Source organism: Modestobacter lapidis (genome assembly GCF_054780755.1).
In genome coordinates this window covers 88,654-113,350 of sequence record NZ_BAAGVS010000010.1, presented here as the reverse complement: position 1 = coordinate 113,350, position 24,697 = coordinate 88,654, and the positions used below count along the sequence as shown (strand labels likewise).

Here is a 24,697-nt window from a genome sequence, read left to right as displayed (position 1 = left end):
GCGTTCGAACGACTGGGTCAGCTCGCGGCGCGGGCGCCGGTGTCCCGGCGGGACCACGCGCGTGCGCCGGCCAGCACCGCGAGCGCCAGGGCCAACGGCACGAGACTCAGCAGCAGCGTCGGCTGCTCCCCCGCGGACCCCACCGTCGCGCCGATCGCGACGTGCAGGACGGTGCCGGGAACCAGTCCGAGCGCGGTGCCGGCCAGGTAGTCGCGCAACCGGATGCCGGACAGCCCCCCGGCGTAGCTGACCAGGGTGAACGGCACCACCGGCACCAGCCGCCCGGTCAGCACCGCCAGCGTGCCGCGGCGCGCCAGCAGGGCGTCGGCCCGGGCCAGGCGCGGCCCGGCCAGCCGGGTGACCGCCTCCCGCCCCAGCCGGCGGGCGAGCGCGAACCCCGCCAGTGCCCCGAGCACGCCGCTGGCCAGCGCCAGGGCCAGCCCCGCCCAGAAACCGGCCAGCACGCCGGCCAGCACCGACAGTGCGGTTCGCGGGACCGGGGCCAGGGTGGCCACCGCCAGGCCGGCGAGCAGCGCCGTCCAGCCCAGCGGGCCGCGGTCGGCGAGCCAATCGTGCAGCGTGCCGACCTCCGGTACGTCGACCAGCACGGCGACGAGGCAGCCCGCGGCGACGAGGAGGACGAGCAGTACCGCGTGCCGGACGGCGCGGGGCGGTAGCCGGCGGAGGCGGGCACGCGCCCGGGCGGGCATCGACGGGCCGGTCACGGGCCCCAGTGTGCCGTCGCGGTCCGTCTGCCCTCGTCTAGGGATGACGCGAGAAAGGCCTAGACGGTGGCAGAGGCCCAGGAGGTGATCTTCGGGCGCTAGCGTGATCCGCATGGCCACGATCGGCAAGTTCGTCGTCCGCGTCGCCGTCCTCGCGGTGATCTTCTACGCGGTCACGCAGTTGTACGACGGCATCCGGATCCTGGGCAATGACGACGCCCTGTTCGGCATCACCGGCACCTACCTCTGGATCGCGCTGATCTTCGCGGTCGTCAACTCGATCGTCGGGCCGGTGCTGCGGCTGCTGTCGCTGCCGTTCGTCGTGCTGACCCTCGGGCTGTTCCTGCTGGTCGTCAACGCGGCGCTGCTCGGCCTGACCGCCCTGCTGTCCGAACGGCTCGAGGTCGACGGTTTCTGGGCGGCGCTGGTGGGCGGTCTGCTGATCGCCGTCTTCAGCTGGATCGCCGAGCTGCTGCTCCCGCTGAAGGTGCGCGCCGGCTGACCCGAGTCGCTAGCGTGACGGGGTATGGCACGCACCGTCCCGCCCCCCCATCCGGACACGGAGGCGCTGCTCGACCGGCTCCCCGAGGTCCCCGTCGACCTGGCGGCGCTCGAGGCCGCCCAGCAGGAGAAGCGCCGGCTGCTGGACCGCGCCGCCGAGGCGGCCGGCCGCCAGTTCCCCAGGGGCGGGGAGCTGCCCGGGGCCGTCGGCCCCGACGAGCTGAGCGTGCTGCTGCACCGCTTCTACGGGGGTGAGCCGGCCGCCGAGGTGGTCGGCCGTGATCCGGAGGCCCTCGCCGCACTGGCCCTGGGGCACCTGCGGCTGGCCGGCACTCGGCCCCAGGGCTCGGCGACGATCGACGTGCACCGCCGCGACGGCGGTGGGGCCGTGCTGCGGGTGGTCACCGACGACATGCCGTTCCTGGTCGACTCGGTCACCGCCGAGGTCGTCCGCCAGGGCGTCGGCCTGGATCACGTCGTCCACCCGGTCGTCGTGGTGCGACGGGACGTCAGCGGCCGGCTGCTGGCCCTCTGCGACAGCTCGGACGCCGCCCGTTGCGGCGCCGACGCGCTGCCCGAGTCTTGGATGGCCGTCGTCCTGGACGGTGCGGTCGACGACGAGGCCACCGCCGACCTGGTCACCGGCCTGCGGACCGTGCTCGCCGACGTCCGCAGCGTGCACGAGGACGCCGGCCGGCTGCGCCAGCGCGCCCGCACGCTGGCCGACGCGCTGGATGCCCTCCCCGCGCCCGGGCCGGCCGCGGACGTCGACGTGCACCCCGCCGCCGACCCGAGAGAGGCCGCGGAGCTGCTGCGCTGGCTGGCGAGGAGAAACTTCGTCTTCCTCGGCGCCCGCGCCGTCGACCTGCTCCCCGACGGCGGGACGGCGCTGGTGCCGGGCTCGGGCCTGGGTGTGCTGCGCAGCGACGTCGACCCCGGCACCCCCGTCGTCCCGGCCGGGCTGGCCGCCGCCGGCGTGGTCTCCCGCCGGCGGGTCGTGGTCACCAAGGGCGATGCCCGCTCCACGGTGCACCGGCCCGGCTGGCTGGACGTGGTGACGGTCAACCTGCCCGGCGAGGACGGCCGGCACCGCCAGCAGCGGCTGGTCGGTCTGTTCCCGAACGAGGCCTACACCAGCAGCGTCCGGGACGTGCCGCTGGTGCGCCGCACGGCGGCCGAGGTGCTGGCCCGGTCCGGGGTGCCGGCCGACAGCCACTCGGGCAAGGAGCTGCTCGACGTGCTGGAGACCTATCCCCGCGACGAGCTGCTGCAGGTCGAGGTCGACGAGCTGCTGCCGGTCGCGCTGGCCGTGCTGCACCTGCGCGAGCGGCGCCAGACCCGGCTGTTCCTGCGCCGCGACCCCTTCGGCCGGTTCTTCTCCTGCCTGGTCTACCTGCCGCGCGACCGGTACACGACCGAGGTGCGGCTGACCATGCAGCGCCTGCTGCTCGAGCGGCTGGGCGGCACCAGCGTCGAGTACACGGTGCGCTCCACCGAGTCGGTGCTGAGCCGGCTGCACTTCGTCGTCCGGGTCCCGGTGAGCCGGCGGGACGGGCCCTCCCTGCCCGCCGTCGACGTCGCGGGCCTGGAGACGGCGCTCGCCGACGCCGCCCGCAGCTGGACCGACGACCTCGCCCACGCGCTGGCCGCCCGGTACGGCGACGACGCCCCCCGGCTGCTGGCCCGGGCCGCCGACGCCTTCCCGGCCGCCTACCAGGAGGACTTCCCGGCCGAGGTCGCCGTCGGCGACCTGGCCCGGCTCGAGTCGCTGCCCCCCGGGGCGATCGACCTGCGGCTGTGGGCGCCGCGCGACGCCGCGGCCGGCGAACGCCGGCTGACGGTGTACCGGGTGGGGGAGCGGCTGCTGCTGTCCGACGTGCTGCCGGTGCTGCAGCACATGGGCGTGGACGTGCTCGACGAGCGGCCCTACGAGATCGACCGGATCGGCGCGCCGCTGGCCTGGGTGTACGACTTCGGCCTGGCCGCCCCCGCCCGGGAGGTGCCGTTCGCCGGGAGCCTCGCCGAGCGCTTCACGGATGCGATCGCCGCGGTCTGGACCCGTCGGGCCGAGGACGACGGGCTCAACGCGCTGGTGCTGCTGGCCGGGCTGAACTGGCGGCAGGTCGCGGTGCTGCGGGCCTACGTCCAGTGGCTGCGCCAGGGCGGGCTGCCGTTCGGCTCGCGCTACGTGGAGCAGGTGCTCGGCGACCACCCCGACGTGGTCGCCCGGCTGATCGCGCTGTTCGAGACCCGGTTCCGGCCCGACCGGGCGAGCAGCCGGCCGGCCAGGGAGGCCGAGCTGGTCGAGTCGCTGACCGCGGCCATCGGGCAGGTCGCCTCCCTGGACGCCGACCGGGTGCTGTCCTCGCTGCTGGCCGCGGTGCGGGCCACCCTCCGGACGACGGCCTACACCCCCGGCGTCTTCGTCGACGGCACCCCGCTGGCGCTCAAGCTCGATCCGCACGCCGTGCCCGACCTCCCCGAACCGCGCCCGGCCCGGGAGGTGTGGGTCAGCTCGCCGCGGGTGATGGGCGTGCACCTGCGCTTCGGCGCGGTCGCCCGGGGCGGGCTGCGCTGGAGCGACCGCCGGGAGGATCTCCGCACCGAGGTGCTGGGGCTGGTGAAGGCCCAGACGGTGAAGAACACCGTGATCGTGCCGACCGGCGCCAAGGGCGGTTTCGTGGTGCTGGACCCACCGCCGGAGGGCGCTTCCCGCGACGACGTGGTCGCCGAGGGGCAGGCCTGCTACAAGCTGTTCATCGGCGCCCTGCTGTCGCTGACGGACAACCTGGTCGACGGGGCGGTGGTCCCGCCGGAGCGGGTCGTCCGGCACGACGGCGACGACACCTACCTCGTCGTCGCCGCGGACAAGGGGACGGCGACCTTCTCCGACCTGGCCAATGCCGTGGCGATCGAGCGCGGGTTCTGGCTGGGGGATGCCTTCGCCTCCGGCGGCTCGGTCGGCTACGACCACAAGGCGATGGGCATCACCGCCCGCGGCGCCTGGGAGTCGGTGACCCGGCACTTCCGCGAGCTCGGGGTGGACGTGCAGGGCCAGGAGGTCACCGTCGTCGGGATCGGCGACATGTCCGGCGACGTCTTCGGCAACGGCATGCTGCTGTCCGAGCACCTCCGGCTGGTGGCCGCCTTCGACCACCGGCACGTCTTCGTCGACCCGGATCCGGACGCCGCCACCTCCTACGCCGAGCGCCGCCGGCTGTTCGGGCTGCCGCGCTCCTCCTGGGCCGACTACGACAGCACGCTGATCAGCGACGGCGGAGGGGTGTGGCCGCGGACGGCGAAGTCGGTGCCGGTGTCCCAGCCGATGCGCACCGCCCTGGGCCTGGCCGACGACGTCGAGGCGCTCAGCCCCGCCGAGCTGGTCCGCGCCGTGCTGCTGGCCCCGGTGGACCTGCTGTTCAACGGCGGGATCGGCACCTACGTCAAGGCCGCGACCGAGAGCGCGCTGGACGTGGGGGACAAGGCCAACGACGCGGTGCGCGTGGACGGCGGGCAGCTGCGGGTCAAGGTGGTCGGCGAGGGCGGCAACCTGGGGCTCACCCAGCGCGGCCGGATCGAGTTCGCGCTGGCCGGCGGGCGGGTCAACACCGACGCCATCGACAACTCCGCCGGCGTCGACACCTCCGACCACGAGGTCAACATCAAGATCGCGCTGAACCGGGTGGTCGACGAGGGGCGGCTGGACCCCGACGGGCGGGCCGGCCTGCTGGGGGAGATGGCCGACGAGGTGGCCGTCGCCGTCCTGGCCGACAACTACGCGCAGAACGCCGTGCTGGCCTCCGACGTGGCCGCCACCCGCGGGCTGCTCGACGCCCACCAGCGGTACCTGCGGGCGCTGGAGCGCGGCGGCCGGCTGGACCGGGCGGTCGAGGCGCTGCCCGACGACCGGGCGATCACCCAGCGCCGCCGGGACGGCCACGCGCTCACCTCGCCCGAGCTGTCGGTGCTGCTGGCCTACGCCAAGATCGAGGTCAACGACGCCGTGCTGGAGTCCTCGCTGCCCGACGATCCCGCGCTGGCCGAGCTGCTCACCGGCTACTTCCCCACCGCCCTGCGGCAGCGCTTCCCCGCCGCGCTGGCCGCGCACCCGCTGCGCCGGGAGATCGTCGCCACCGTGCTGGCCAACCGGGCGGTGAACACCGCCGGGGTCACCGGGCTGTTCCGGCTGGCGGAGGAGACCGGCGCCCCCCTGGTGGCCGTGGTGCGGGCGCACGCGGTGGCCCGGGCGGTGTTCGACGTCGACCGGATGTGGGACGCCGCGCGGGCGCTGGACAACCGGGTGCCGGCCGCCGTGCAGGTACAGGTGCGCACCGAGGGCACCCGGCTGGCCGAGCGGGCCGCCCGCTGGCTGCTGCGGGTGCCCGAGCTGTCCGCCGAGCCGGCCGGGTCGTTGACCACCGTGACGGACCGGTTCGCCGCGGCGGCGGAAGCGGTGCGCGGGGGGCTGCCCGGCTGGCTGCTGGGCGCCGACGCCGCCGGGTACGCCGAGCGGGCCGCGGAGCTGGAGGCGGCCGGGGTGCCCGACGACCTGGCCGCCGACGCGGCCGCCGCCCCGCTGCTGCCGGTCGCGCTCGACCTGGCCGTCGTCGCCGAGGACACCGGGGCGCCCATCGCGCTGGCCGGCCAGGTGGCGCAGTGCTTGGCCGAGCGGCTGGGCCTGGTGCCCCTGCGCGAGCTGGTGACCGCGCTGCCGCGGGACCGCCGCTGGCCCTCGATGGCCCGTGCCTCGCTGCGCGACGACCTGGGTGCGGAGCAGGCGGTGCTCACCGCCGACGTGCTCGGCCTGCGCGGCTCCGACGACGAGCCGGCCGGCCGGCTGGTGGAGCAGTGGGCGGACGGCTGGGACACCGCGCAGCGACGGGCGGCGACCCAGCTGGCCGAGCTCGCCGCCGGCGACCGGCACGAGCTCGCCGAGCTGCTGGTCGCCGTCCGCACGCTGCGCGGGCTGCGCCGCCGGTAGCAGCACGCCCTGGCCCCCGCGCATGATCCCGGTCCCGGTTGGGCACAACCGGGCGGTGAAGACCGTCGTCGTCGCCGCCCTCGGCGGACTGCTCACCCTCGCCGGCATCTGCCTGCTGGTCCTGCCCGGCCCCGGCTTCGTGCTCGTGGCGGCCGGGCTGGCCGTGCTGGCCACCCGCTTCGAGTGGGCCCGCAAGCCGCTGGACTACGCCAGGGACAAGGCGGAGGAAGGCGTCGAGGAGGTCGGCAGGAGCCCCTGGCGTGCCGCCGGCGCGGTGCTCGCCGCGCTGCTCCTGATCGCGGCGGGCGTGCTGCCGCTGACCGGGATCGATCTGCCGTTCGTCAACACCCTGAGCGCGATCGTCCTGATCATCTCCGGGCTGTTCCTGATCGGCTCGGTGGTCTTCGCCCAGCGGCAGGAGAAGATCACGGACGCCGCGATGCACCGTCCGGCCGGCACCCCCGGCCAGGGGGGTGCCTACCGGGCCGACAACCCCCGGGTCGGCTGACCGGCTAGCGCAGCCGCAGCACCCGGGCGTCCCAGGCGCCCAGCACGGCGGGATCGGCGTCGGCGAGGTTGCCCAGCACCAGGTCCGCGCCCACCGCCTCCGGCAGCAGGCCGGCCAGGTCGTACGGGGTGGCGCTGATGTTGCAGACCACCAGCAGCGTCTCGCCGTCCAGCGCGCGGGTGAAGGCGTACACGTCCTCGTGGTCGGGGAGCAGCATGGTGAACTCGCCGAGCCGGACCGTCCGGGACGCGTGCCGCAGCGCGATCAGCGACCGGTGGTGGGCGAGCACCGACCGCGGGTCCTCGCGCTGGGCGGCGGCGTTCCACTCGGTGTGGTCGGGGTTGACCCCGATCCACGGCGTCCCGGTGGTGAACCCGGCGTGCTCGGTGGCGTCCCACTGCACCGGTGTGCGGGCGTTGTCCCGGCTGACCGGCCGGATCGCGGCCAGCACCGCCGCCGGGTCGTGCCCGGCCGCCACCGCCTGGGCGTGGTGGTTGAGCGACTCGACGTCGCGGAGGTCGGCCGGCGACGCGAACGGGGCGTTGGCCATCCCCAGCTCCTCGCCCTGGTAGACGTACGGCGTCCCGCGGTGCAGGTGCAGCAGGGTGGCCAGGCAGGTCGCCGAGTTCCGCCGGTGCGCGGGGCTGTCGTCGCCGAAGCGGGAGACGGCGCGCGGCTGATCGTGGTTGTCCCAGTAGAGCGAGTTCCATCCGACGTCGGCGAGGCCGGCCTGCCAGCGGCCGAAGGACGCCTTCAGGTCGCGCAGCCGGAGCGGCCGGGAGTGCCACTTGTCGCCGTCGAAGTCCAGCCCCACGTGCTCGAACTGGAACACCATGTCGACCTCGGCGCGGGCCGGGTCGGTGAACAACCGCGCCTGGTCCACGGTGACGCCGGGCATCTCGCCCACGGTGAGCAGCCGCTCGGGCCGCCCGGCGAACACCTCGCGGTGCATCTCCTGCAGGAACTCGTGGATCCGGGGCCCGCACAGGTAGGACGCCGAGCCGTCGCCGTAGGGGCTGCCGGGCAGCGGCGGGCCGTCGGGCAGCGCGCCGTCCGGGCCGACGTCCTTGGAGATCATGTTGATGACGTCCATCCGGAAGCCGTCGACCCCGCGGTCCAGCCACCAGCGCATCATCTCGTACACCGCCTCCCGGACCTGCGGGTTCTCCCAGTTCAGGTCGGGCTGGGTGCGGTCGAACAGGTGCAGGTAGTACTCGCCGGAGGCACCGTCCAGCTCCCAGGTGGGGCCGGAGAAGAACGACTGCCAGTTGGTGGGCTCGGCGCCCGGCTCCCCGGCCGGCATGCCGGCGCGCGGCGGCCGCCACCAGTACCAGTCGCGCTTGGGCGACGTCCGCGATGCCCTGCTCTCTTCGAACCAGGGGTGCTGGTCGCTGGTGTGGTTGACGACCAGGTCCATGATCAGCCGGATCCCGCGCTCGTGCAGCGCTTCGAGCAGGGCGTCGAACTCCGCGAGCGTGCCGAAGGTGGGGTCGATGGCCTGGTAGTCGCTGATGTCGTAGCCATTGTCGGCCTGCGGCGAGGCGTAGACCGGGGACAACCACACCACGTCCACGCCGAGATCGGCCAGGTGGTCCAGCCGCTGTCGGATGCCGCCCAGGTCACCGATCCCGTCGCCGTCGGAGTCCTGGAAGGACCGGGGGTAGACCTGGTAGACGACGGCGTCGATCCACCATGCGGGCTCGGTCACGGGGTGCTCCTCGGCTGGGGACGCCGCCGGCCGAAGCCGGTGGCCTGCTCGTAGGCGTGCCCGACCTCCAGCAGCCGCCGGTCGGCCCGCGGGGCGCCGATCACCTGCAGGCCGACCGGCAGCCCGTCGGGGGTGAAGCCGCCGGGCACCGACAGCGCCGGGCAGCCGGTCGCGGAGATCAGCGTGCAGGACCGCATCCACTCCAGGTAGTTGTCCTGGTGCACGCCGGCGATCTCGGTCGGGTACTCGAGCTCGACCGGGAACGGCAGCACCTGGGTGGTGGGGGCCAGCAGCACGTCGTAGCGGTCGAAGAAGCCGACCACCCGCTCGTACAGCCTCGTGTGCAGCTGCTCGGCGCGGGCCAGATCGGATCCGGTGAGCTGCGCGCCCAGCTCGGCGTTCCAGCGGATCGACTCCTTGAGCAGGTCCGGCGAGCGCCGGCCGATCGCGCCGAACGTCGAATCGAACACCCAGGCCCGCAGCGTGCCGAACACCTCGTCGGCCCCCGAGAGGTCGGGGCAGGCGTCCTCGACGGTGGCCCCCAGGTCCTCGAACACCCCGCGCGAGGCCTGCAGCACCGAGGTGATCGCCGGGTCGACCGTCACCCGGCCGCCGAGGTCGGGCGCCCAGGCGACCCGCAGGCCGGTCAGCTCGGTGGGCAGCGGGGCGGCGAATCCGGCCGGGTCGTCGGTGAGCGAGATCGGCACCCGGGGATCGGGGCCGGCCAGCACCGAGAGCGTCAGTGCGACGTCGCCCACCGTGCGGCCCAGCGGCCCCTGCACCGACAGCTGCGACCAGCCGTTGGCTGCCGGGTGGGTGGGCACCCGGCCGGGCGTGGGGCGCAGCCCGACGACGTTGCAGAAGGCCGCCGGGTTGCGCAGCGAGCCGCCCATGTCGCTGCCCTCGGCGAGCGGCACCAGCCCGGCGGCGAGCGCGGCGGCCGCACCGCCGGAGGAGCCGCCGGCGGAGAGACCGTGCCGGTAGGGGTTGTGCGTGGCGCCGAACAGCGTGTTGAACGTGTGCGAGCCGGCCGCGAACTCCGGGACGTTGGTCTTGCCGACCCGGATGGCGCCCGCCGCCCGGAGCCGGGCGACCACGAGCTCGTCGCGGGCCGGCACGGTGTCGGCGTGCAGCGGCGACCCCCACGTGGTCCGCATGCCCCCGGTGACGTGGGTGTCCTTGTGCGCGACCGGCAGGCCGTGCAGCGGGCCGACCGGGTCACCGGCGGCGAGAGCGGCGTCGGCGGCGTCGGCCGCCGCCCGGGCACCGTCGGCATCCAGCGTGACGATGGCGTTGATGCCCGGGTCGAGCCGGTCGATCCGGTCGAGATGGGCATCCATCAGCTCGCGGGCCGAGACCTCCCGGCGCCGGACTAGCGCGGCCAGTTCGGTGGCCGGCCGGGTGCAGAGGTCGTCGCTGCTGTCCACCCCGGCGACGGTAGTGGAGCCCGTCGCGCGGCGAGCAGTCAGACGACCAGCGTGAGCCGGGTGCCCTGTGGTCCGTCCGCGGAGTCGTGTTCCACGTGCAACCCCGCCCGGCGGAGCAGGCCCCGGAGCCGGACGACGGTGTCCGGCTCGCCGGTGGTGGTCGCCAGCAGCCGGGCGAGCCGGCCCTTGTGCGCCTTGTTGAAGTGGCTGACCACCGCGCGGGTGCCGTCGGACCGCTCGCTGAGCACCTGGACGGTCACCGCGCCGGGGGCCGGGGCCAGCTCGGCGTAGGCCCCGGACCGCAGATCGACGACGAGGTCGCCGTCCGCTTCGAGCACCGGTGTCAGCACCGGCTTCCACAGCGTCCGCAGCGACGGGAGACCGGGCAGCGACGAGCCGGCGGACAGCCGGTAGGCCGGGATCGGGTCCTCCGCCCGGACCAGCCCGAACAGCGCCGAGCCGACGGCGAGCCGCCGCGCGGCGCGGCGTCGCTGCGCGCGGGTCAGCGACCGGACGTCCAGGGCGTCGTAGAGCACGCCGGTGTACCGCTCGATGGCCGGCAGGGTGGCGCTGGTGCGCAGGGCGGCGTTCCGGGCGATCTCGTCGTCCTGGGCGGGGGAGAGGCCGAGCGCGGCGCGGGCGGCGGGGACGTCACCGGCCAGGCCCGCCAGGGCGTCGGCGACCCTTTCCCGGACGGGGGTCAGTTCGGGCGCGGTGAGGGCGTCGAGGTCCAGCGCGGGGCCGGTGCCACCGGGGTGCTTGGTCTCCGACGGGGGCAGCAGTACGAGCACGGGAGGCAACAGTAGGCACCCGCACCGGCGCCGCGGGCGAGGCCGTCGGCGCCGCGCCCACCGCGTCGCCGACGCGCAGGGCGGCGCGGTGATCTAACGTCGCTGCTCAACTGCGGCTCGAACCCCTCGGCCGGTCGGGAGGTGTGCTGGTGCTCGTCCTGGAATCGGCGGCGGTGTCGACCACCGGTCCACGTCCGGACAACCAGGACTCGGCGCACGCGGCGCCGTTGATGATCGCCATCGCCGACGGGGTCGGCGGCAACGTCGGCGGCGCGGTGGCGTCCTCGCTCGTCGTCAACTGGCTCGCCCCGATGGGGATCGGGCTGGCGCCCGGGGGCGGCCGGGCCCGCCGTGGAGTTCCGGGTGCGGGCGCGACGGACCTGCTCCGGGTGGTGGCCGGCGCCAACGAACGGATCCGCGCTGCCTACACCGAACGGCCGCGGCTGCGCAGCATGGCGACGACGATGACCGCCGTCTACGCGGACGGGGAGGGGCTGCTGCTGGCGCACATCGGCGACTCGCGCGGCTACCAGCTCCGGAACGGCGTCCTCGTGCAGGTCACCACCGACCACACCCTCGTGCAGGCGATGATCGACGCCGGCGAGCTCACCCCGGAGGAGGCGCGGGTGCACCCGCAGCGCTCCGCGGTGTACGCGGCCCTGCACGGCGGTGGGGACGACGACCTGGCCGGGCTCGACCTCGTCCGGCTGAACGCCCAGGTGGGGGACCGGTTGATGGTGTGCTCCGACGGGCTGTCCGACGTCGTCCGCCCCGACCGGATCCGGCAGCTGCTGGCCGACGCCGGCACCCCGGCCGAGGCCGCCGCCGCGCTGCGCGAGGCCGCGCTGGCCGGCCCGCCCACCGACAACATCACCGTGGTGGTCGGCGACGTGCGCGAGGACCAGCCGGGTGACGAGACCGAGATGCCGTGCACGGTGGGTGCCGCCGTCGACTTCCGGGAGGAGACCGCCGACGCGCTCGAGGCGCTGTGGCCCGGCAGGGCGCAGGCCGCCCAGGCCCGGTGACGTCCTGGAACGGCCACCCTTCAGGGGCCCGCGCCGAGCCTGCGAGGCGTGGGGGGAAGGGGTGGTCCTCTTTCAGTCGGCCAGGTCGACCACGACGGGCGCGTGGTCGCTGGCGCCCTTGCCCTTGCGCTCCTCCCGGTCGATGCGCGCGCCGCATACCCGGCGTTCCAGGGCAGGGGAGCCGAGCACGAAGTCGATCCGCATGCCCTCCCGGCGCGGGAAGCGGAGCTGCGTGTAGTCCCAGTAGGTGTAGACACCCGGTCCTGGGGTGTAGGGCCGGACGAGGTCGGCGTACCCCGCGTCGACCACCCCGCGGAAGGCGGCCCGCTCGGGCTCGCTGACGTGCGTGGAGTGGGTGAACAGCGAGACGTCCCAGACGTCGTCGTCCTGCGGAGCGATGTTCCAGTCGCCGACCAGGGCGACCTGGGCCTCGGCGTCCTCGGTCAGCCAGCCGCCGGCCGCCACCCGCAGGGCCTCCAGCCAGGCCAGCTTGTAGTCGTAGTGCGGGTCACCGAGCTGCCGGCCGTTGGGCACGTACAGGCTCCACAGCCGGACGCCACCGCAGGTGGCGCCCAGCGCACGGGCCTCGGGGGCCGGGTCCAGGCCCTCCTTGGCGGCCCACGCCGGCACGCCGGGGAAGCCGACCTGGACGTCGGACAGGCCGACCCGCGACAGCAGCGCGACCCCGTTCCACTGCGAGTGGCCGACGTGCGCCACCTCGTAACCGAGGTCCCGGAAGCGGGCCTCCGGGAACTGGTCGTCGCGGCACTTGGTCTCCTGCAGGGCCAGCACGTCGACGTCGCTGCGCTGCAGCCAGGCGGCGACGCGGTCGGCACGGCTGCGGATGGAGTTGACGTTCCAGGTGGCCAGGCGCACGGGGAAGCACCCTAGGTGACGTCGACCCGGCCCCCTTCCGGTCCCGCTACTGGGCGAGGGGCGCGATCGCGTCGTCGGACCGGGCCTGCACGCGGGCGCGCATCCGTTCGCGGCTCTCCACGAACTTCGTCGCCTGCGCGTCGAGGCCGGTCAGGAAGGCGGCGAGGTCCTCGCGGGCCTTCTCGCCCTCCGGGCCGAGGTTCGTGCGCTCGAAGACCTCCCAGGCACGCAGCACCGGCTGGACCACCTCGTCGTGGTGCAGCCGCAGGTCGTAGATGCCGGCCTTGGCGATGATCATCGAGTTCTTCCGGAAGCCGGCCATCGTGGCTCCGGGCATCTCGAAGTGCATGACCTCCTGGGCGACGGCCTGCATAGTCTCGTCCGGGGCGATCTCGAACGCCGCAGCCACGAGGTTGCGGTAGAAGACCATGTGCAGGTTCTCGTCCTTGGAGATGCGGGCGAGCATCTTGTCGGCGATCGGGTCGCCGGTGGCCTTCCCGGTGTTGCGGTGGCTCACCCGGGTGGCCAGCTCCTGGAACGAGACGTAGGTGACCGCCTCGAGCGGGGTCTTGTCGCCGGAGTCGTAGCCGGACGTCATGTAGTCCATCCGGGCCCGTTCCAGCTCGACGGGGTCGACGCCCCGGGTGACGATGAGGTAGTCGCGCATGGCGATGCCGTGCCGGTTCTCCTCCGCCGTCCAGCGGCCGACCCAGGTGCCCCACGCGCCGTCCTGCCCGAACTGGGTGGCGATCTCCCGGTGGTAGCTGGGCAGGTTGTCCTCGGTGAGCAGGTTGGTGATCATGGCGGCCTTCGCCGTCTCGTCCAGCCGGGACTGCTCCGGAGCCCAGTCCTCGCCGCCGAGGAAGGCGAAGTCCCGGCCCTCTGACCAGGGCACGTAGTCGTGTGGGTGCCACTCCTGGGCGAGAGCCAGGTGCCGGTTCAGGTTCTGCTCCACGACCGGCTCGAGCTCGGCGAGCAGTCCGCCGTGCGGCGATGTCTGGGACACGAGGGCCTCCCTGGTCCAATTACCTACGGTGTCGTAACTTACGGGACCGTAACCCGCGCTGCGGTCCGGGCGTGTTGAGGTTCACTACCCCGATGAGCTGCCCGGCATGCAGGCCGAACGCCGTCCTGGGCGGCGGGCCGGGCACGCGCAGTGACGCCGCACCGCGTCGGTGGGTGGACCGGCCGGAGGGCTCGTGCGCGCCGTTCCCGCGGGAGTGAGGGCCTGGCCTGGGCGCCTGCTGAGGGCGCCGATGAGTGCGATCATGGCCGGATGACCAGGAGCGGAAGGCGGGGCCACCGACCGTGACGTCCGACGACCGGCCGGGCTCGCGCCGCCGGCCGTGGTCCGCGCGCGCCGGCACCGGGCCGGCCGGCAGCGCCGGCGTCCCCGGTGAGCCTCGATCCGGCCGCGCCCCCGACCCGACGACGCCGGCCCAGCCTGCCGGGGGTGCGTCCGCGGCCGCCCGCGGCGCCCGGCCGCGCGGCTTCGGCCGGGCCCTCGCGTTCACCGTACTCGGTGCGGCGCTCCCGGGCGCGGGTTTCCTCGCCGCCGGCAGGCGCCGGATCGGCGGGGTCGTCCTCGCGCTCTTTCTGCTGCTCGCCGCGGGCGGCGGCTACCTGGCGGTGGCCGGGCAGCGGGGGGTGCTGCTGCGGGTCGCCGTCGACTCCTCGGCGCTGCTCTGGCTGGCCGGCGGGGTGGCCCTGGCCGCGCTGGCCTGGGTGGCCGTCGTCGTCGCCAGTTACCGGTCGCTGCTGCCGCGGCGCATCCGGGGCTGGCAGCAGGCGCTGGGCGGGGTGCTCGTCGTGGCGCTCTGCGCGGCCGTCGTCGCGCCCGCCGTGCTCGTCGTGCAGCTGGCCGCTGCCCAGCGTGACCTGGTCGACACCGTCTTCGCCGACCGGGAGAGCGCGACCGTGGTCGAGCCGGAGGACCCGGCCGACCCCTTCGCCGGGCGGGAGTCGATCAACGTGCTGCTGCTGGGCGGGGACGGCGGTGAGGGGCGTGAGGGTGTCCGGACCGACACCGTCATCGTCGCGAACGTACAGACCGACACCGGCCGGACGACGCTGTTCAGCCTGCCGCGCAACCTGCAGGAGCTCCCGTTCCCGGCCGACAGCCCGCTCGCCGAGGTGTACCCCGACGGCTTCGATGCCGGGTCGGAGTCCGAGAGCCTGCTCAACGCCGTCTACCGCAACGGCCCGGCCTGGTACCCCGACGTCCTGGGCCCGACCACCGACCCCGGGGCGGACTTCCTCAAGCTCGGCGTCGGCGAGGCGCTCGGTCTGCACATCGACTACTACGTGCTGGTCAACCTCGAGGGCTTCAGCCGGCTGATCGACGCCCTCGGCGGGATCACCGTGAACGTCAACTACTACGTCCCGATCGGTGGCGAGCCGACGATCGGGATCCTCCCCGACGACTACATCGCCCCCGGGCCGGACCAGCACCTGGACGGGACCCGGGCGCTCGACTTCGCCCGCGGCCGCTTCGGGCAGTCCGACTACATGCGGATGGACCGGCAGCGGTGCGTGATCGACGCCATCGTGGCGGCGGCCGACCCGATGACGCTGCTGTCGCAGTACCGCGAGCTGGCCGCGACCACCCAGGACATCGTGAGCACCGACATCCCGGCGCGGGTGCTGGGCGACGTGGCCGAGCTGGCCCTCCGGGTCAAGGACGCCGAGATCCGCAGCGTCGTCTTCGACGACACGGTCATCGATCCCGCCTACCCCGACTACGACCGGATCCGGGCCCTGGTGCAGGAGGCACTGGTGCCGGCTCCACCGGTGGACGACGCCGGGCCGGCGCCGGAGCAGCCCGCCCCGCCGCCGGACGCCGGCGTGGTCAGCGAGGTCGGCGACGCCTGCGCGTACGACCCGGTCGAGGCGGCGGCAGCGCTGGCCGAGGGGGAGCCGCCGACGCGCGGCGGCTGAAGAAGGACCCCGTCCCCCTCACCCCTCGCACGCTCGGGGCGAGCCTCTGGACGGGGCCGCGCCGCTACGCGACCAGGACCACCATCAACGTACGGGGGCCGTGCACGCCCTCCACCCGCTGCAGCTCGATGTCGCTGGTCGCCGACGGACCGCTGACCATGGTCAGCGGGCGCAGCGGGTCCAGCCGGGCCAGCGCCTCCGGGACGCTGCCCACGACCTGGTCGGTGCGCACGACGCAGACCAGGCAGTCGGGCAGCAGGGACAGCGCGCGCCGCCCGCACGCCGGTGAGCCGTCGAGCACCAGCGTGCCGGTCTCGGCGATGGCCACGGCGACCGCGGTCACCGCGGCCGACCGGTCGGCCAGCTGCACGGGTGGGCGGTCGTCGTCCACGTCGCTGCCCGGCGGCCGCCACTCCTCGGGCAGCCCCGGCGCGACGACGACGTCGCCCGGCGCCCAGCCCGCCCCCATCCCCTGGTCCAGCGCGGCGGCGACCGTGCCGGCCACCTCGCCGGGACCGCAGCGCAGCACCGAGGCGCGGTAGTCCTCGACCCGGTCGACGAGCAGGTCGAGCAGCCCCGGGTCGCCGGCAGGGCGCCCGTCGCTGTGCCGGTAGTCGCGGGCCACCTCGGCCGGCGCCGTCCGATCGGGCCCGAGAGCCTGCCGGATGCGCCCCAGGACGTCCTCGCGCGCGCTCACCGTCCGTGCTCCCGGGTCCAGGACTCGACGAACGTCGACGTCGGTGGCGTGGGCAGGTCGCGGCTGCGGGTCCAGCCGGAGATCGGCGGGGGCAGCGCGTTGGGCAGCGTCGGCCTGCCCCGGGCGATCAGCCGGCCCAGCCGGGACGCCCGCTGGGTCAGGTGCCACAGCCAGGGCCGGGACATGGCCGTCGACAGGGCCCGGAAGGCGGCCGCCTCCGGGGTGACCCGCTGCTGCGCCTCGACGTGCTCGGCCCGCAGGTGCACGAGGATCTTCGGGATGTCGATGGCGACCGGGCAGACGTCGTAGCAGGCACCGCACAGCGACGAGGCATACGGCAGCGAGGCGTTGTCCTCCACCCCGGTGAGCTGGGGGGACAGGATCGCCCCGATCGGCCCGGGGTAGACCGAGCCGTAGGAGTGCCCGCCGGCCCGCTCGTAGACCGGGCAGACGTTCAGGCAGGCCGAGCAGCGGATGCAGTGCAGCGCCTCCCGGCCCACCTCGTCGGCCAGCACCGCCGTCCGGCCGTTGTCCAGCAGCACCAGGTGGAACTCCTGCGGCCCGTCGCCGGGGGTCACACCGGCCCAGGTGGACGTGTAGGGGTTCATCCGCTCGCCGGTCGAGGAGCGGGGCAGCAGCTGCAGGAACACCTCCAGGTCCTGCCAGGTCGGCACCACCTTCTCGATGCCCATCACGGTGATCAGCGTCTCCGGCAGGGTCAGGCACATCCGCCCGTTGCCCTCGCTCTCGACGACGGCGAGGGTGCCGGTGTCGGCGATGCCGAAGTTCGCCCCGCTGACGGCCACCCGGGCCCGGAGGAACCGTTCGCGCAGGTGTGCCCGCGCGGCCATGGCGAGCTGGCGGGGGTCGTCGGTGAGGCCCGGGTCGACGCCCGGGATGGTGCGGGCGAAGATCTCCCGGATCTCGGCCCGGTTCTTGTGGATCGCCGGCACCAGGATGTGCGACGGCTTGTCCTCGCCCAGCTGCACGATCAGCTCGGCCAGGTCGGTCTCGAAGACGTCGAGGCCGACGGCCTCCAGTGCCTCGTTGAGCCCGATCTCCTGGGTCGCCATCGACTTGACCTTGACCACCTCGGAGGCCCCGGTCGCCTGCACCAGCCGGGTGACGATCTCGTTGGCCTCGTTCGCGTCGCGGGCCCAGTGCACGGTGCCGCCGCGGGCGGTGACCTGGCGCTCCAGCTCCTCGAGGTGATCGTCGAGCCGGGCCATGGTGGCCGCCTTCAGCGCCCGGCCGGCCTCGCGCAGCTCGGCCCAGTCGGGCAGCTCGTCGACCACCCGGGCCCGCTTGTCGCGGATGGTGGTGGTCGCGTGGCCGAGGTTGGCGCGCAGCTGGCCGTCGCGCAGGGCGGAACGCGCGGCGGCGGGGAAGGACTCGTCGCCGCGCAGGTGGCCCACCCCGCGGGGGGCGGTGGGCAGGGCGGGCATCCCCAGGTGGACGGCGGTCACGCGGTCACCGCCGGCTTCGTCTGCTGGTCAGGGGTCACGGCGTCCTCCGTCGAGGCGAGGATCTCGGCCAGGTGCACGGTCCGGGTACCGGCGCGCAGCCGGGACAACCCGCCGCCGATGTGCATCAGGCAGGACGCGTCGCCGGCGGTGCACACCTCGGCGTGGGTGCCGAGCACGTTGGCCATCTTGTCGGTGAGCATCGCGGTCGAGGTGTCGGCGTTCTTGACCGCGAACGTGCCGCCGAAGCCGCAGCACTGCTCGGCGCCGGGCAGCTCGACGAGCTCCAGGCCGCGTACCGCGCGGAGCAGCTGCAGCGGCCGGTCGCCGACCCGGAGCAGCCGCAGCGAGTGGCAGGTCGGGTGGTAGGTGACCCGGTGCGGGTAGTACGCGCCCACGTCGGTGATGCCGAGGACGTCGACCAGGAACTGGGAGAGCTCGTAGGTGCGCCCGGCCAGCTCGGTGGCGTCGTCGGCGAGCCGGTGCTCGCCGGCCCGGCGGGCGACGTCGGCCTGCTGGTGGTGGATGGAGGCGACGCACGAGCCGGACGGCGCCACGATCGCCTCCGCCCCGGCGAACGCCCGCACGTGATTGGCGATGATCGGCACCGCCTCGCGCCGGTAGCCGGTGTTCACGTGCATCTGGCCGCAGCAGGCCTGGTCACGGGGCACGACCACCTCGTGCCCCAGCCGTTCCAGCAACGTGGCGGTGGCCCGGGCCACCGACGGCGTCAGGGTGTCCACCAGGCAGGTGGCGAACAGTGCGACCCTCATCCCCGGATCCTCATCGCCCCATCCTGCCCCCGCGGCTCACGTGCTGGCGATCTGGACCAGGACCTAGTGTCGGGGGCATGACCTCACCGGAGCCCCGGGCCGGGCGCGAGCGGCTGGTCGGCCTGCTCCTGCTCGGCATCGCCGTCGTCCTGCTGGTCTCCTCGGTCACCTGGTTCGGCAGCGACCGCGGCGGCGTGGGCATCGGCCAGGTGGTGCTGGGCGTCGTCCTGGCCGGGGTGGGCGGCTTCCTGGTCCGCCGGGCGGCGCGCGGCTGACCGTTTCACGGGAAACGGATCGGGCACCACCCGGTGATGCAGATCAGCAGGGACGAACTCGTCCGGGTGCTGCGCACCGAAGGCGACAACGACACCGCCGAGAAGGCGGCCGGGCTGCCGGACCGGATCGACACCGACCGGGACGGCGAGGCGCTGGACGCGATGGGTCTGGACCGCACCCAGCTCATGGCCAAGCTGGCCGCGGCCGGGTTCGGCGGGTCGATCACGCCCTGACTCACCCGCGGAAGGGGCGCTCCCGGGCCAGCTCCTCGCGGGCGACCGAGCGGATGTGCACCGCGTCGGGACCGTCGACGATGCGCAACGTGCGCGCGGAGGCGTAGAAGCGCGCCAGCACCGTGTCGTTGCTGACCCCGGCGCCGCCGTGCACCTCGATCGCCCGGTCGATCACCTCGCAGGCGACCCGGGGGGCGGCCACCTTGATCGCGGAGATCTCGGTGCGGGCCCCCTTGGCGCCGTACCTGTCGATCAGGTCGGCGGTCTTGAGCACCAGCAACCGGACCTGGTCGATCTCGATCCGGGAGCGGGCGATGAGCTCCCGGACGGTGCCCTGCTCGGCCAGCGGCCGGCCGAACGCGACCCGCGTCCTCGCCCGCTCGACCATCAGCGCCAGCGCGCGTTCGGCCATGCCGATCGCCCGCATGCAGTGGTGGATCCGGCCCGGGCCCAGCCGGGCCTGGGCGATCATGAAGCCGTCGCCCTCGCCGGCGAGCATGTTGGTCGCCGGTACCCGGACGTCGGTGAAGCGCAGTTCCGAGTGGCCGTGCTGGTCCTGGTACCCGAACACCGGCAGGTGCCGGACGATCTGCAGGCCCGGGGTGTCCCGCGGGACCAGGATCATCGACTGCTGGCGGTGCGTGGAGCCCTCTGGGTCGGTCTTGCCCATCACGATGAAGACCTGGCACCGCTCGTCGGCGGCCCCGCTGGTCCACCACTTGCGGCCGTTGATGACGTAGTCGTCGCCGTCCCGGACGATCGAGGTTTGAATGTTGCGGGCGTCGGAGCTGGCGACGTCCGGCTCGGTCATGGCGAATCCCGAGCGGATCTCGCCCTCCAGCAGGGGGGCGAGCCAGCGTTCCTTCTGCTCCGGGGTCCCGAAGAGCATCAGGGTCTCCATGTTCCCGGTGTCCGGGGCGCCGCAGTTGATCGCCTCGGGGGCGATCACCGGCGACCAGCCGGTGATCTCGGCGACCGACGCGTACTCCAGGTTGGTCAGCCCGCCGTGCTCGTGGTGGAACAGGTTCCACAGCCCGCGGCCGCGCGCCTCGGCCTTGAGCTCCTCGAGCACCGGCGGGTGGCCGTGGTCGTCGTGGCCGCGGGCGGCCCGCCACGCGTCGTACACGGGCTCCGCGGGAAAGACGCGTTCCCGCATGAAGTCCCACATCCGGCCGGTGACGTCCTCGGCGCGAGCGGAGAGGGCGAAGTCCATGGCCGGGACCGTAGCCGGACGCGACACCGCCCGGACACGGGGCGGTGTCCGGGCGGTGTGGGTCGGGCTGGGTGGGTCAGCGGCGCAGCGAGCCGTCCCGCCCCCGGTCGGTGGTGGTCACGTCCTTGACCGGGCCGAGGGCGATGGCCAGGCCGGCGAGCACGCTGGCCAGGTGCAGCCAGTTGTCGGCCCAGTTGATGCTGAGGAAGTTCAGCGGCTCCTCTTCCCCGGCAGCGAACAGGCCGTAGACGAACGCCGCGCCGTACCCGACGGCCAGCAGCCAGCCGTAGGTGCGGGCTCCGCTCAGCGTCCGGGCCAGCGCGATGCCGGCCAGCCCGATCACCAGGTGCACGATGTTGTGCAGCGGGTTGATCGAGAACCCGAGCAGCGCCTCGTCGGTGTGCGCGGCGAAGTCGTCGAACCCGGTGATGAAGAAGCCGACGATGCCGACGAGGGTGTAGATGACACCGATCGCCATCGCGAGCATCTGGGGCCAGGTCATGCCCCGACGGTCGGTGCCGGGAGAGTCTGCACGAGACATGGGATGTCCTCCGTGGGTGGTCGTCGCCGCCAGGTCCTGGCGGTTCCGGTGATGCCCTACCCACTCTCCTCGGGACCCACCGCGGTGTCACCCGATCGTGATCGTCACCTGCCGGCCAGCGTGGACCTCGGACGGCGGACCACGAACGGCCCGATCGCCAGCAGGTCGACCGGTGCCGAGCCGAAGCACTCCAGCGCGTCCCGCGGGTCGTCGACCATCGGCCGGCCGGCGGTGTTCAGGCTGGTGTTGACCACGATGGGCAGCCCGGTGCGGCGCTCGAAGCACTCGAGCATCCGGGCGACCAGCGGCTCCTCGGTGCGGTCGACGGTCTGGATCCGCGCCGTCCCGTCGACGTGCGTGACGGTGGGGATGCGGTCGTGCCACTCGGGCGCGACGTCGTGCACGAACAGCATGTACTTCGACGGGATCGGGCCGCGGCTGAAGATCTGCGGCGCCCGCTCCAGCAGCACCATCGGCGCCACCGGGCGGAACTGCTCCCGGCCCTTGACGTCGTTCATCCGCTCCAGGTTCGTCTCGTACCCGGGATGGGCGAGCAGGGACCGGTGGCCCAGCGCCCGCGGCCCGTACTCGCTGCGGCCCTGGAACCACGCGACGATCCCGTTGGCGGCCAGCGTCTCGGCGACGGCGTCGGCGACGTCGCGCGGGCGCTCGTAGTCGATCGCAGCGGTGACCAGCACCGCCTCGATCTCCTCGTCGGACCAGCCGCGGCCCAGATCGGCGCCGGGCATCGGCTCGGTCACGTCGCCGAGCGCGCGCGCCAGGTGCAGCGCTCCGCCGAGCGCCGTCCCCGCGTCACCGGCGGCCGGCTGGACCCACACCTCGTCGAAGGGCCCCTCCGCGGCGATCCGGGTGTTGGCCACGCAGTTGAGCGCCGTGCCGCCGGCCAGGGTGAGCACCCGGTCGCCGGTGCGGGCGTGCAGCCAGCGCACCAGGTCCAGCAGCACCTCCTCCAGCCGCTGCTGCACGCTGGCTGCGAGGTCGGCGTGGTCCTGGGTCCACTCCTCGCCCTTGCCCAGGCGCGGGGCGAACTCGGCGAAGTCGATCCGCTCGGTGCGGAACCCGCCGTCGCCGGTGGCCCGGACGGCCTGCGCGAGGTCGGCGACGAACCGCGGCTTGCCGTAGGAGGCCATCGCCATGACCTTGAACTCGTCGGAGCTGCGCAGGAAGCCGAGGTGGTCGGTGAGCTCCTCGTAGAGCAGGCCGAGGGAGTGCGGCAGCGCCTGCCCGGCCAGCACCTCCAGCTGCCCGTCGACGTAGCGGCCGGCCAGGTGGCTGTGCGCCTCGCCGCGGCCGTCGAGCACCAGGACCGAGTTGTTCTGCTCGGGGGCGGCCAGGCCGGCGGAGGCGGCGTGCGCGACGTGGTGCTTGACGTACCGCACCGTGCCCTCGGCGAGGCCGGGGAGGGCGTGCGCGAGGAAGGACGGTGCCTTCTGCGCGTACATCTTGCGCATCGCGTCGCCAGGGTCATCCAGGCCCGACTGCTCCGGGGTGCCCATCAGCGCGGGGTCGAAGGAGTAGGCGACGGCGTCCAGCTCGTCGGGGCTGATCCCGGCCTCGGCCAGGCACCAGGCGGCGGACAGCTCGGGCAGCTCCCAGGCGCTCCACGGCAGCGGTCGCTTGCCGTGCTTGCGCCGGCTGAACCGCTCCTCCTCGGCTGCGGCCACGACCCTGCCGTCGACGACCAGGGCAGCTGCCGGGTCGTGGTAGATCGCGTTGATGCCCAGGACCTTCACGTGCGCGCTCCAATCAGCCGGGCGCACGCCGCCCGGTCCCCGTCGATGATCACGCCATCGGCAGAAAGTCGCACCCCGAGCGCCGGGATCTGTAAGTTGTGCCATCCCGCCCGTTGATCAACTGTGGAGAGCAGGATGATGACCCGTTCCAGCCGGCCTGCCCGATCCGGGCCGTGGCGACTGGTCTCGGCGCTCTCGGTGGCCATGGGAGTCGCTTTCGCGGTGCTGCTCATGTCGATCTCGTACGGCGTCTCCGAACGGATCAGCGCCGACCTCGACGTGCCGCAGCTCCGCGACGCGGGGTTCCTCGACGTCGACCTGATCGAGTCCATCCTCCGGGCGCTGACGGTGGCGGTCACCGCAGCCATGATCATCCAGACGGCTGCCGCCACGGCGACGGTCGGCTGGGTGCTCATGCAGTCGCGGATGCGCGAGATCGGGATCCGCCGCCAGAGCGGCGTGTTCCGGGGGCGCCTCGTGTCGGACTTCGTGAAGGAGATGGCCCCGCCCGTCCTCGCCGGGGCCGTGGCCGGGGAGGTCGTGGGCGTCGGCCTGGGGATGGTCATCCGTTCCGTGACGGTGCTGCCGGTCACGTTCACCCCCGTCTCGCTGTTCGCGTCGTTCCCCATCACGATCCTGCTGGCCGGTGTCGCGACCACGATCCCGGCCTGGCTGGCCGCCGGGAAGTCCCCCAAGAGCATGCAGGCGGCGCAGTGACGGACAAGGTCGTCGACGTCAGCTCGCTGCGCTTCCGGTACCCGGGCGGCCCGGCCCTGCTGGCCGTGGACCGCTTCGAGGTGTCCGACCCCGGACTGGTGGCCGTGATGGGCCAGTCCGGCGCGGGGAAGTCGACCTTCGGCGCGCTCATCGGCGGGCAGGAGCAGGCGCCGTACGAGGGCTCGCTCAAGGTGTTCGGGCACGAGTGGTCCTCGATCGTAGAGGACGGGCGGGACGCCGACCGGCAGCGGCACCGCAGGCGGATCGGCTACATCCCGCAGGGCTACGGACTGCTGCCGAACTACACCCCGGAGGACATGCTCATGCTGGACATGGGCGACGCCGAGGTCGACCAGGATGCCCGGCCCGGCCGAGCAGATCGGGCCCTGCAGGTCATGGGCCTGGCCGAGATGCGGGACCGGCCGATCTCCGAGCTGTCCGGAGGGCAGCAGCAGCGGGTCGCCATCGCCCGGATGCTCGCGCGCGAGGTCGGTCTCGTCGTGGCCGACGAACCCACCGCGAACCTCGACGTCGCGACGACGCGGGACGTGCTGGAGGCGCTGCGGCAGGCCGGACGTCGCATGCCGGTGATCGTGATCACCCATGACCAGTGGGTCGCCGACCAGTGCCGGTGGCGGCTGGACCTCCCCGACCTGGCGACGGAGGGCGAGGCCAAGCGGCCGGAGACCCACGGCGTCCGCCGCGTCGTGGACGTCTCGTCCGCCGCGCCGGGGAGCCTCGGGATGTGGCACGTCGACCAGGACGGCGGCATCCGGCACCGGCGGTGGCCGCACGGGAACCGGTGGTCGGAGTGGGACCGGACGGAGCTGCCGGAGGGCGCGCGAGCCGCCTCCACCGGCGCCGGTTCCCGGGGCGAGGGGGACCACGAGCAGCTGGTCGCCGACTTCGACGGTCGGGTCTGGGCCAGGCAGTGGCGGGACGGGGCGTGGGCTCCGTGGGCAGCGCTGCCGTTCGACGGCGTCGCACGGAGCGTCGCGGTGTCCTCCGCCGGAGCGGGCCATCTCGAACGGTGGATCGTGCGGAACGACGGGGAGCTGTGGCACCAGTGGACCGAGGAGGGCGGCTGGTCCGGGTGGGCGCGGATGGCGGGCCGGCACGAGTTCCAACGGATCACCTCGGTGGCCGCGGGTTCCCGGGGCGACGGGCACCACGAGATCGTCGCCGCCGACACCCAGGGCCGCGCCTGGCACCGGTGGCGGGCGGCCGGTGGGTGGTCGGACTGGCTGGGCCTGCCGGTCGACGACGTCCGGTCCGTGGCCCTGTCCTCCGGCGGGCCGGGCCACCTGGAGATGTGGGCGGTGCTGTCCGACGGCGCCCTGCAGCACAGCTGGTCGGGCCCGGACGGCGCCTGGTCGGCGTGGCACCGGATGCCTCCCCCCGACGGCTGCCGCATCGTCTCGGTCGCCGCCGGCTCACGGGGTGACGGGAACCACGAGCTGATCGCCGCAGCAGCCGACGGTGCGCTGCTGCACCGCTGGTGGGCAGGGCACGGCTGGAGCGACTGGGTGGGGGCGTGACCCGCCGCTGACC

22 protein-coding genes are annotated in these 24,697 nt (G+C 74.1%); 9 read left to right on the top strand and 13 right to left on the bottom strand.

Features of this window, described 5'->3' with window-relative positions; genetic code table 11:
* Positions 1-17 precede the first annotated feature (17 nt).
* Complete coding sequence (locus ACYVG5_RS12630; RefSeq protein ID WP_460683230.1) at positions 18-725, bottom strand: TVP38/TMEM64 family protein; 708 nt, start codon at positions 723-725, stop codon at positions 18-20.
* Between the two features lie 112 nt (positions 726-837).
* Here ACYVG5_RS12630 and ACYVG5_RS12625 point away from each other — a divergent pair, with 112 nt between their 5' ends.
* The 3 genes from ACYVG5_RS12625 to ACYVG5_RS12615 are packed head-to-tail and all read left to right on the top strand — an operon-like array spanning position 838 to position 6,715.
* Entirely contained in the window at positions 838-1,227 is a 390-nt protein-coding gene (locus tag ACYVG5_RS12625; RefSeq protein ID WP_222049852.1) for a phage holin family protein, read from the top strand.
* Positions 1,228-1,251: 24 nt separating this feature from the next.
* Entirely contained in the window at positions 1,252-6,207 is a 4,956-nt protein-coding gene (locus ACYVG5_RS12620; protein WP_222049851.1) for an NAD-glutamate dehydrogenase, read from the top strand.
* A gap of 55 nt (positions 6,208-6,262) precedes the next feature.
* Entirely contained in the window at positions 6,263-6,715 is a 453-nt protein-coding gene (locus ACYVG5_RS12615; RefSeq protein WP_222049877.1) for a PGPGW domain-containing protein, read from the top strand.
* 4 nt (positions 6,716-6,719) lie between these two features.
* On the opposite strand, the gene ACYVG5_RS12610 is transcribed toward ACYVG5_RS12615, so the two are convergent.
* From ACYVG5_RS12610 to yaaA, 3 genes are read right to left on the bottom strand one after another with little or no spacing between them, the layout of a single operon-like run.
* The gene (locus ACYVG5_RS12610) at positions 6,720-8,423 is read right to left on the bottom strand and encodes a glycoside hydrolase family 13 protein (protein WP_222049850.1); all 1,704 of its coding nucleotides are present in this window, start codon (positions 8,421-8,423) and stop codon (positions 6,720-6,722) included.
* Positions 8,420-9,850, bottom strand: a complete 1,431-nt coding sequence (locus ACYVG5_RS12605) for an amidase (protein ID WP_222049849.1) — start codon at positions 9,848-9,850, stop codon at positions 8,420-8,422. Before ACYVG5_RS12605 ends, ACYVG5_RS12610 begins: the two co-directional genes overlap by 4 nt.
* 38 nt (positions 9,851-9,888) lie before the next feature.
* Entirely contained in the window at positions 9,889-10,641 is a 753-nt protein-coding gene (gene yaaA / locus ACYVG5_RS12600) for a peroxide stress protein YaaA (protein WP_222049848.1), read from the bottom strand.
* 149 nt (positions 10,642-10,790) lie between these two features.
* Here yaaA and ACYVG5_RS12595 point away from each other — a divergent pair, with 149 nt between their 5' ends.
* Positions 10,791-11,666 (top strand): protein phosphatase 2C domain-containing protein, encoded by an 876-nt coding sequence (locus ACYVG5_RS12595; protein ID WP_222049847.1) that lies wholly within the window; start codon positions 10,791-10,793, stop codon positions 11,664-11,666.
* A gap of 72 nt (positions 11,667-11,738) precedes the next feature.
* Here ACYVG5_RS12595 and ACYVG5_RS12590 read toward each other — a convergent pair whose 3' ends face one another.
* The gene (locus ACYVG5_RS12590) at positions 11,739-12,542 is read right to left on the bottom strand and encodes an exodeoxyribonuclease III (protein WP_222049846.1); all 804 of its coding nucleotides are present in this window, start codon (positions 12,540-12,542) and stop codon (positions 11,739-11,741) included.
* Between the two features lie 46 nt (positions 12,543-12,588).
* Positions 12,589-13,548: an acyl-ACP desaturase gene (locus ACYVG5_RS12585; RefSeq protein WP_222049845.1), complete on the bottom strand. Its 960-nt coding sequence runs from the start codon at positions 13,546-13,548 to the stop codon at positions 12,589-12,591.
* 302 nt (positions 13,549-13,850) lie between these two features.
* Between ACYVG5_RS12585 and ACYVG5_RS12580 the strand changes: the two genes are divergently transcribed.
* Positions 13,851-15,479, top strand: a complete 1,629-nt coding sequence (locus tag ACYVG5_RS12580) for an LCP family protein (RefSeq protein WP_222049843.1) — start codon at positions 13,851-13,853, stop codon at positions 15,477-15,479.
* Between the two features lie 64 nt (positions 15,480-15,543).
* Here the strand turns inward: ACYVG5_RS12580 and ACYVG5_RS12575 are convergent, their stop codons facing one another.
* The 3 genes from ACYVG5_RS12575 to ACYVG5_RS12565 are packed head-to-tail and all read right to left on the bottom strand — an operon-like array spanning position 15,544 to position 18,412.
* Positions 15,544-16,176: a LutC/YkgG family protein gene (locus ACYVG5_RS12575; protein WP_222049842.1), complete on the bottom strand. Its 633-nt coding sequence runs from the start codon at positions 16,174-16,176 to the stop codon at positions 15,544-15,546.
* Positions 16,173-17,642: a LutB/LldF family L-lactate oxidation iron-sulfur protein gene (locus ACYVG5_RS12570; protein ID WP_460683229.1), complete on the bottom strand. Its 1,470-nt coding sequence runs from the start codon at positions 17,640-17,642 to the stop codon at positions 16,173-16,175. Before ACYVG5_RS12570 ends, ACYVG5_RS12575 begins: the two co-directional genes overlap by 4 nt.
* Complete coding sequence (locus ACYVG5_RS12565; protein WP_222049841.1) at positions 17,639-18,412, bottom strand: (Fe-S)-binding protein; 774 nt, start codon at positions 18,410-18,412, stop codon at positions 17,639-17,641. Before ACYVG5_RS12565 ends, ACYVG5_RS12570 begins: the two co-directional genes overlap by 4 nt.
* Before the next feature lie 77 nt (positions 18,413-18,489).
* On the opposite strand from ACYVG5_RS12565, the gene ACYVG5_RS12560 reads away from it, so the two are divergent.
* A complete protein-coding gene (locus tag ACYVG5_RS12560) occupies positions 18,490-18,687 on the top strand; it encodes a hypothetical protein (RefSeq protein WP_222049840.1) in 198 nt (65 codons plus the stop codon).
* A 36-nt stretch (positions 18,688-18,723) separates the two neighbouring features.
* Positions 18,724-18,921: a hypothetical protein gene (locus tag ACYVG5_RS12555; RefSeq protein WP_222049839.1), complete on the top strand. Its 198-nt coding sequence runs from the start codon at positions 18,724-18,726 to the stop codon at positions 18,919-18,921.
* A gap of 1 nt (position 18,922) precedes the next feature.
* On the opposite strand, the gene ACYVG5_RS12550 is transcribed toward ACYVG5_RS12555, so the two are convergent.
* From ACYVG5_RS12550 to ACYVG5_RS12535, 4 genes are all read right to left on the bottom strand, one after another.
* Positions 18,923-20,134: an acyl-CoA dehydrogenase family protein gene (locus ACYVG5_RS12550; protein ID WP_222049838.1), complete on the bottom strand. Its 1,212-nt coding sequence runs from the start codon at positions 20,132-20,134 to the stop codon at positions 18,923-18,925.
* 76 nt (positions 20,135-20,210) lie between these two features.
* A complete protein-coding gene (locus tag ACYVG5_RS12545; protein ID WP_246630775.1) occupies positions 20,211-20,636 on the bottom strand; it encodes a DUF4383 domain-containing protein in 426 nt (141 codons plus the stop codon).
* A 143-nt stretch (positions 20,637-20,779) separates the two neighbouring features.
* The gene (locus ACYVG5_RS12540) at positions 20,780-22,429 is read right to left on the bottom strand and encodes a carbamoyltransferase family protein (protein WP_222049875.1); all 1,650 of its coding nucleotides are present in this window, start codon (positions 22,427-22,429) and stop codon (positions 20,780-20,782) included.
* Positions 22,426-22,662: a hypothetical protein gene (locus tag ACYVG5_RS12535; protein WP_222049836.1), complete on the bottom strand. Its 237-nt coding sequence runs from the start codon at positions 22,660-22,662 to the stop codon at positions 22,426-22,428. The genes ACYVG5_RS12540 and ACYVG5_RS12535 overlap by 4 nt, the downstream gene beginning before the upstream one ends.
* On the opposite strand from ACYVG5_RS12535, the gene ACYVG5_RS12530 reads away from it, so the two are divergent.
* Positions 22,661-23,146: an FtsX-like permease family protein gene (locus tag ACYVG5_RS12530; RefSeq protein ID WP_222049835.1), complete on the top strand. Its 486-nt coding sequence runs from the start codon at positions 22,661-22,663 to the stop codon at positions 23,144-23,146. The two genes, ACYVG5_RS12535 and ACYVG5_RS12530, sit on opposite strands and share 2 nt — an antisense overlap.
* Positions 23,143-24,684, top strand: coding sequence for an ATP-binding cassette domain-containing protein (locus ACYVG5_RS12525; RefSeq protein WP_222049834.1), 1,542 nt, complete (start codon positions 23,143-23,145; stop codon positions 24,682-24,684). The genes ACYVG5_RS12530 and ACYVG5_RS12525 overlap by 4 nt, the downstream gene beginning before the upstream one ends.
* The last annotated feature ends 13 nt before the right edge of the window (positions 24,685-24,697 follow it).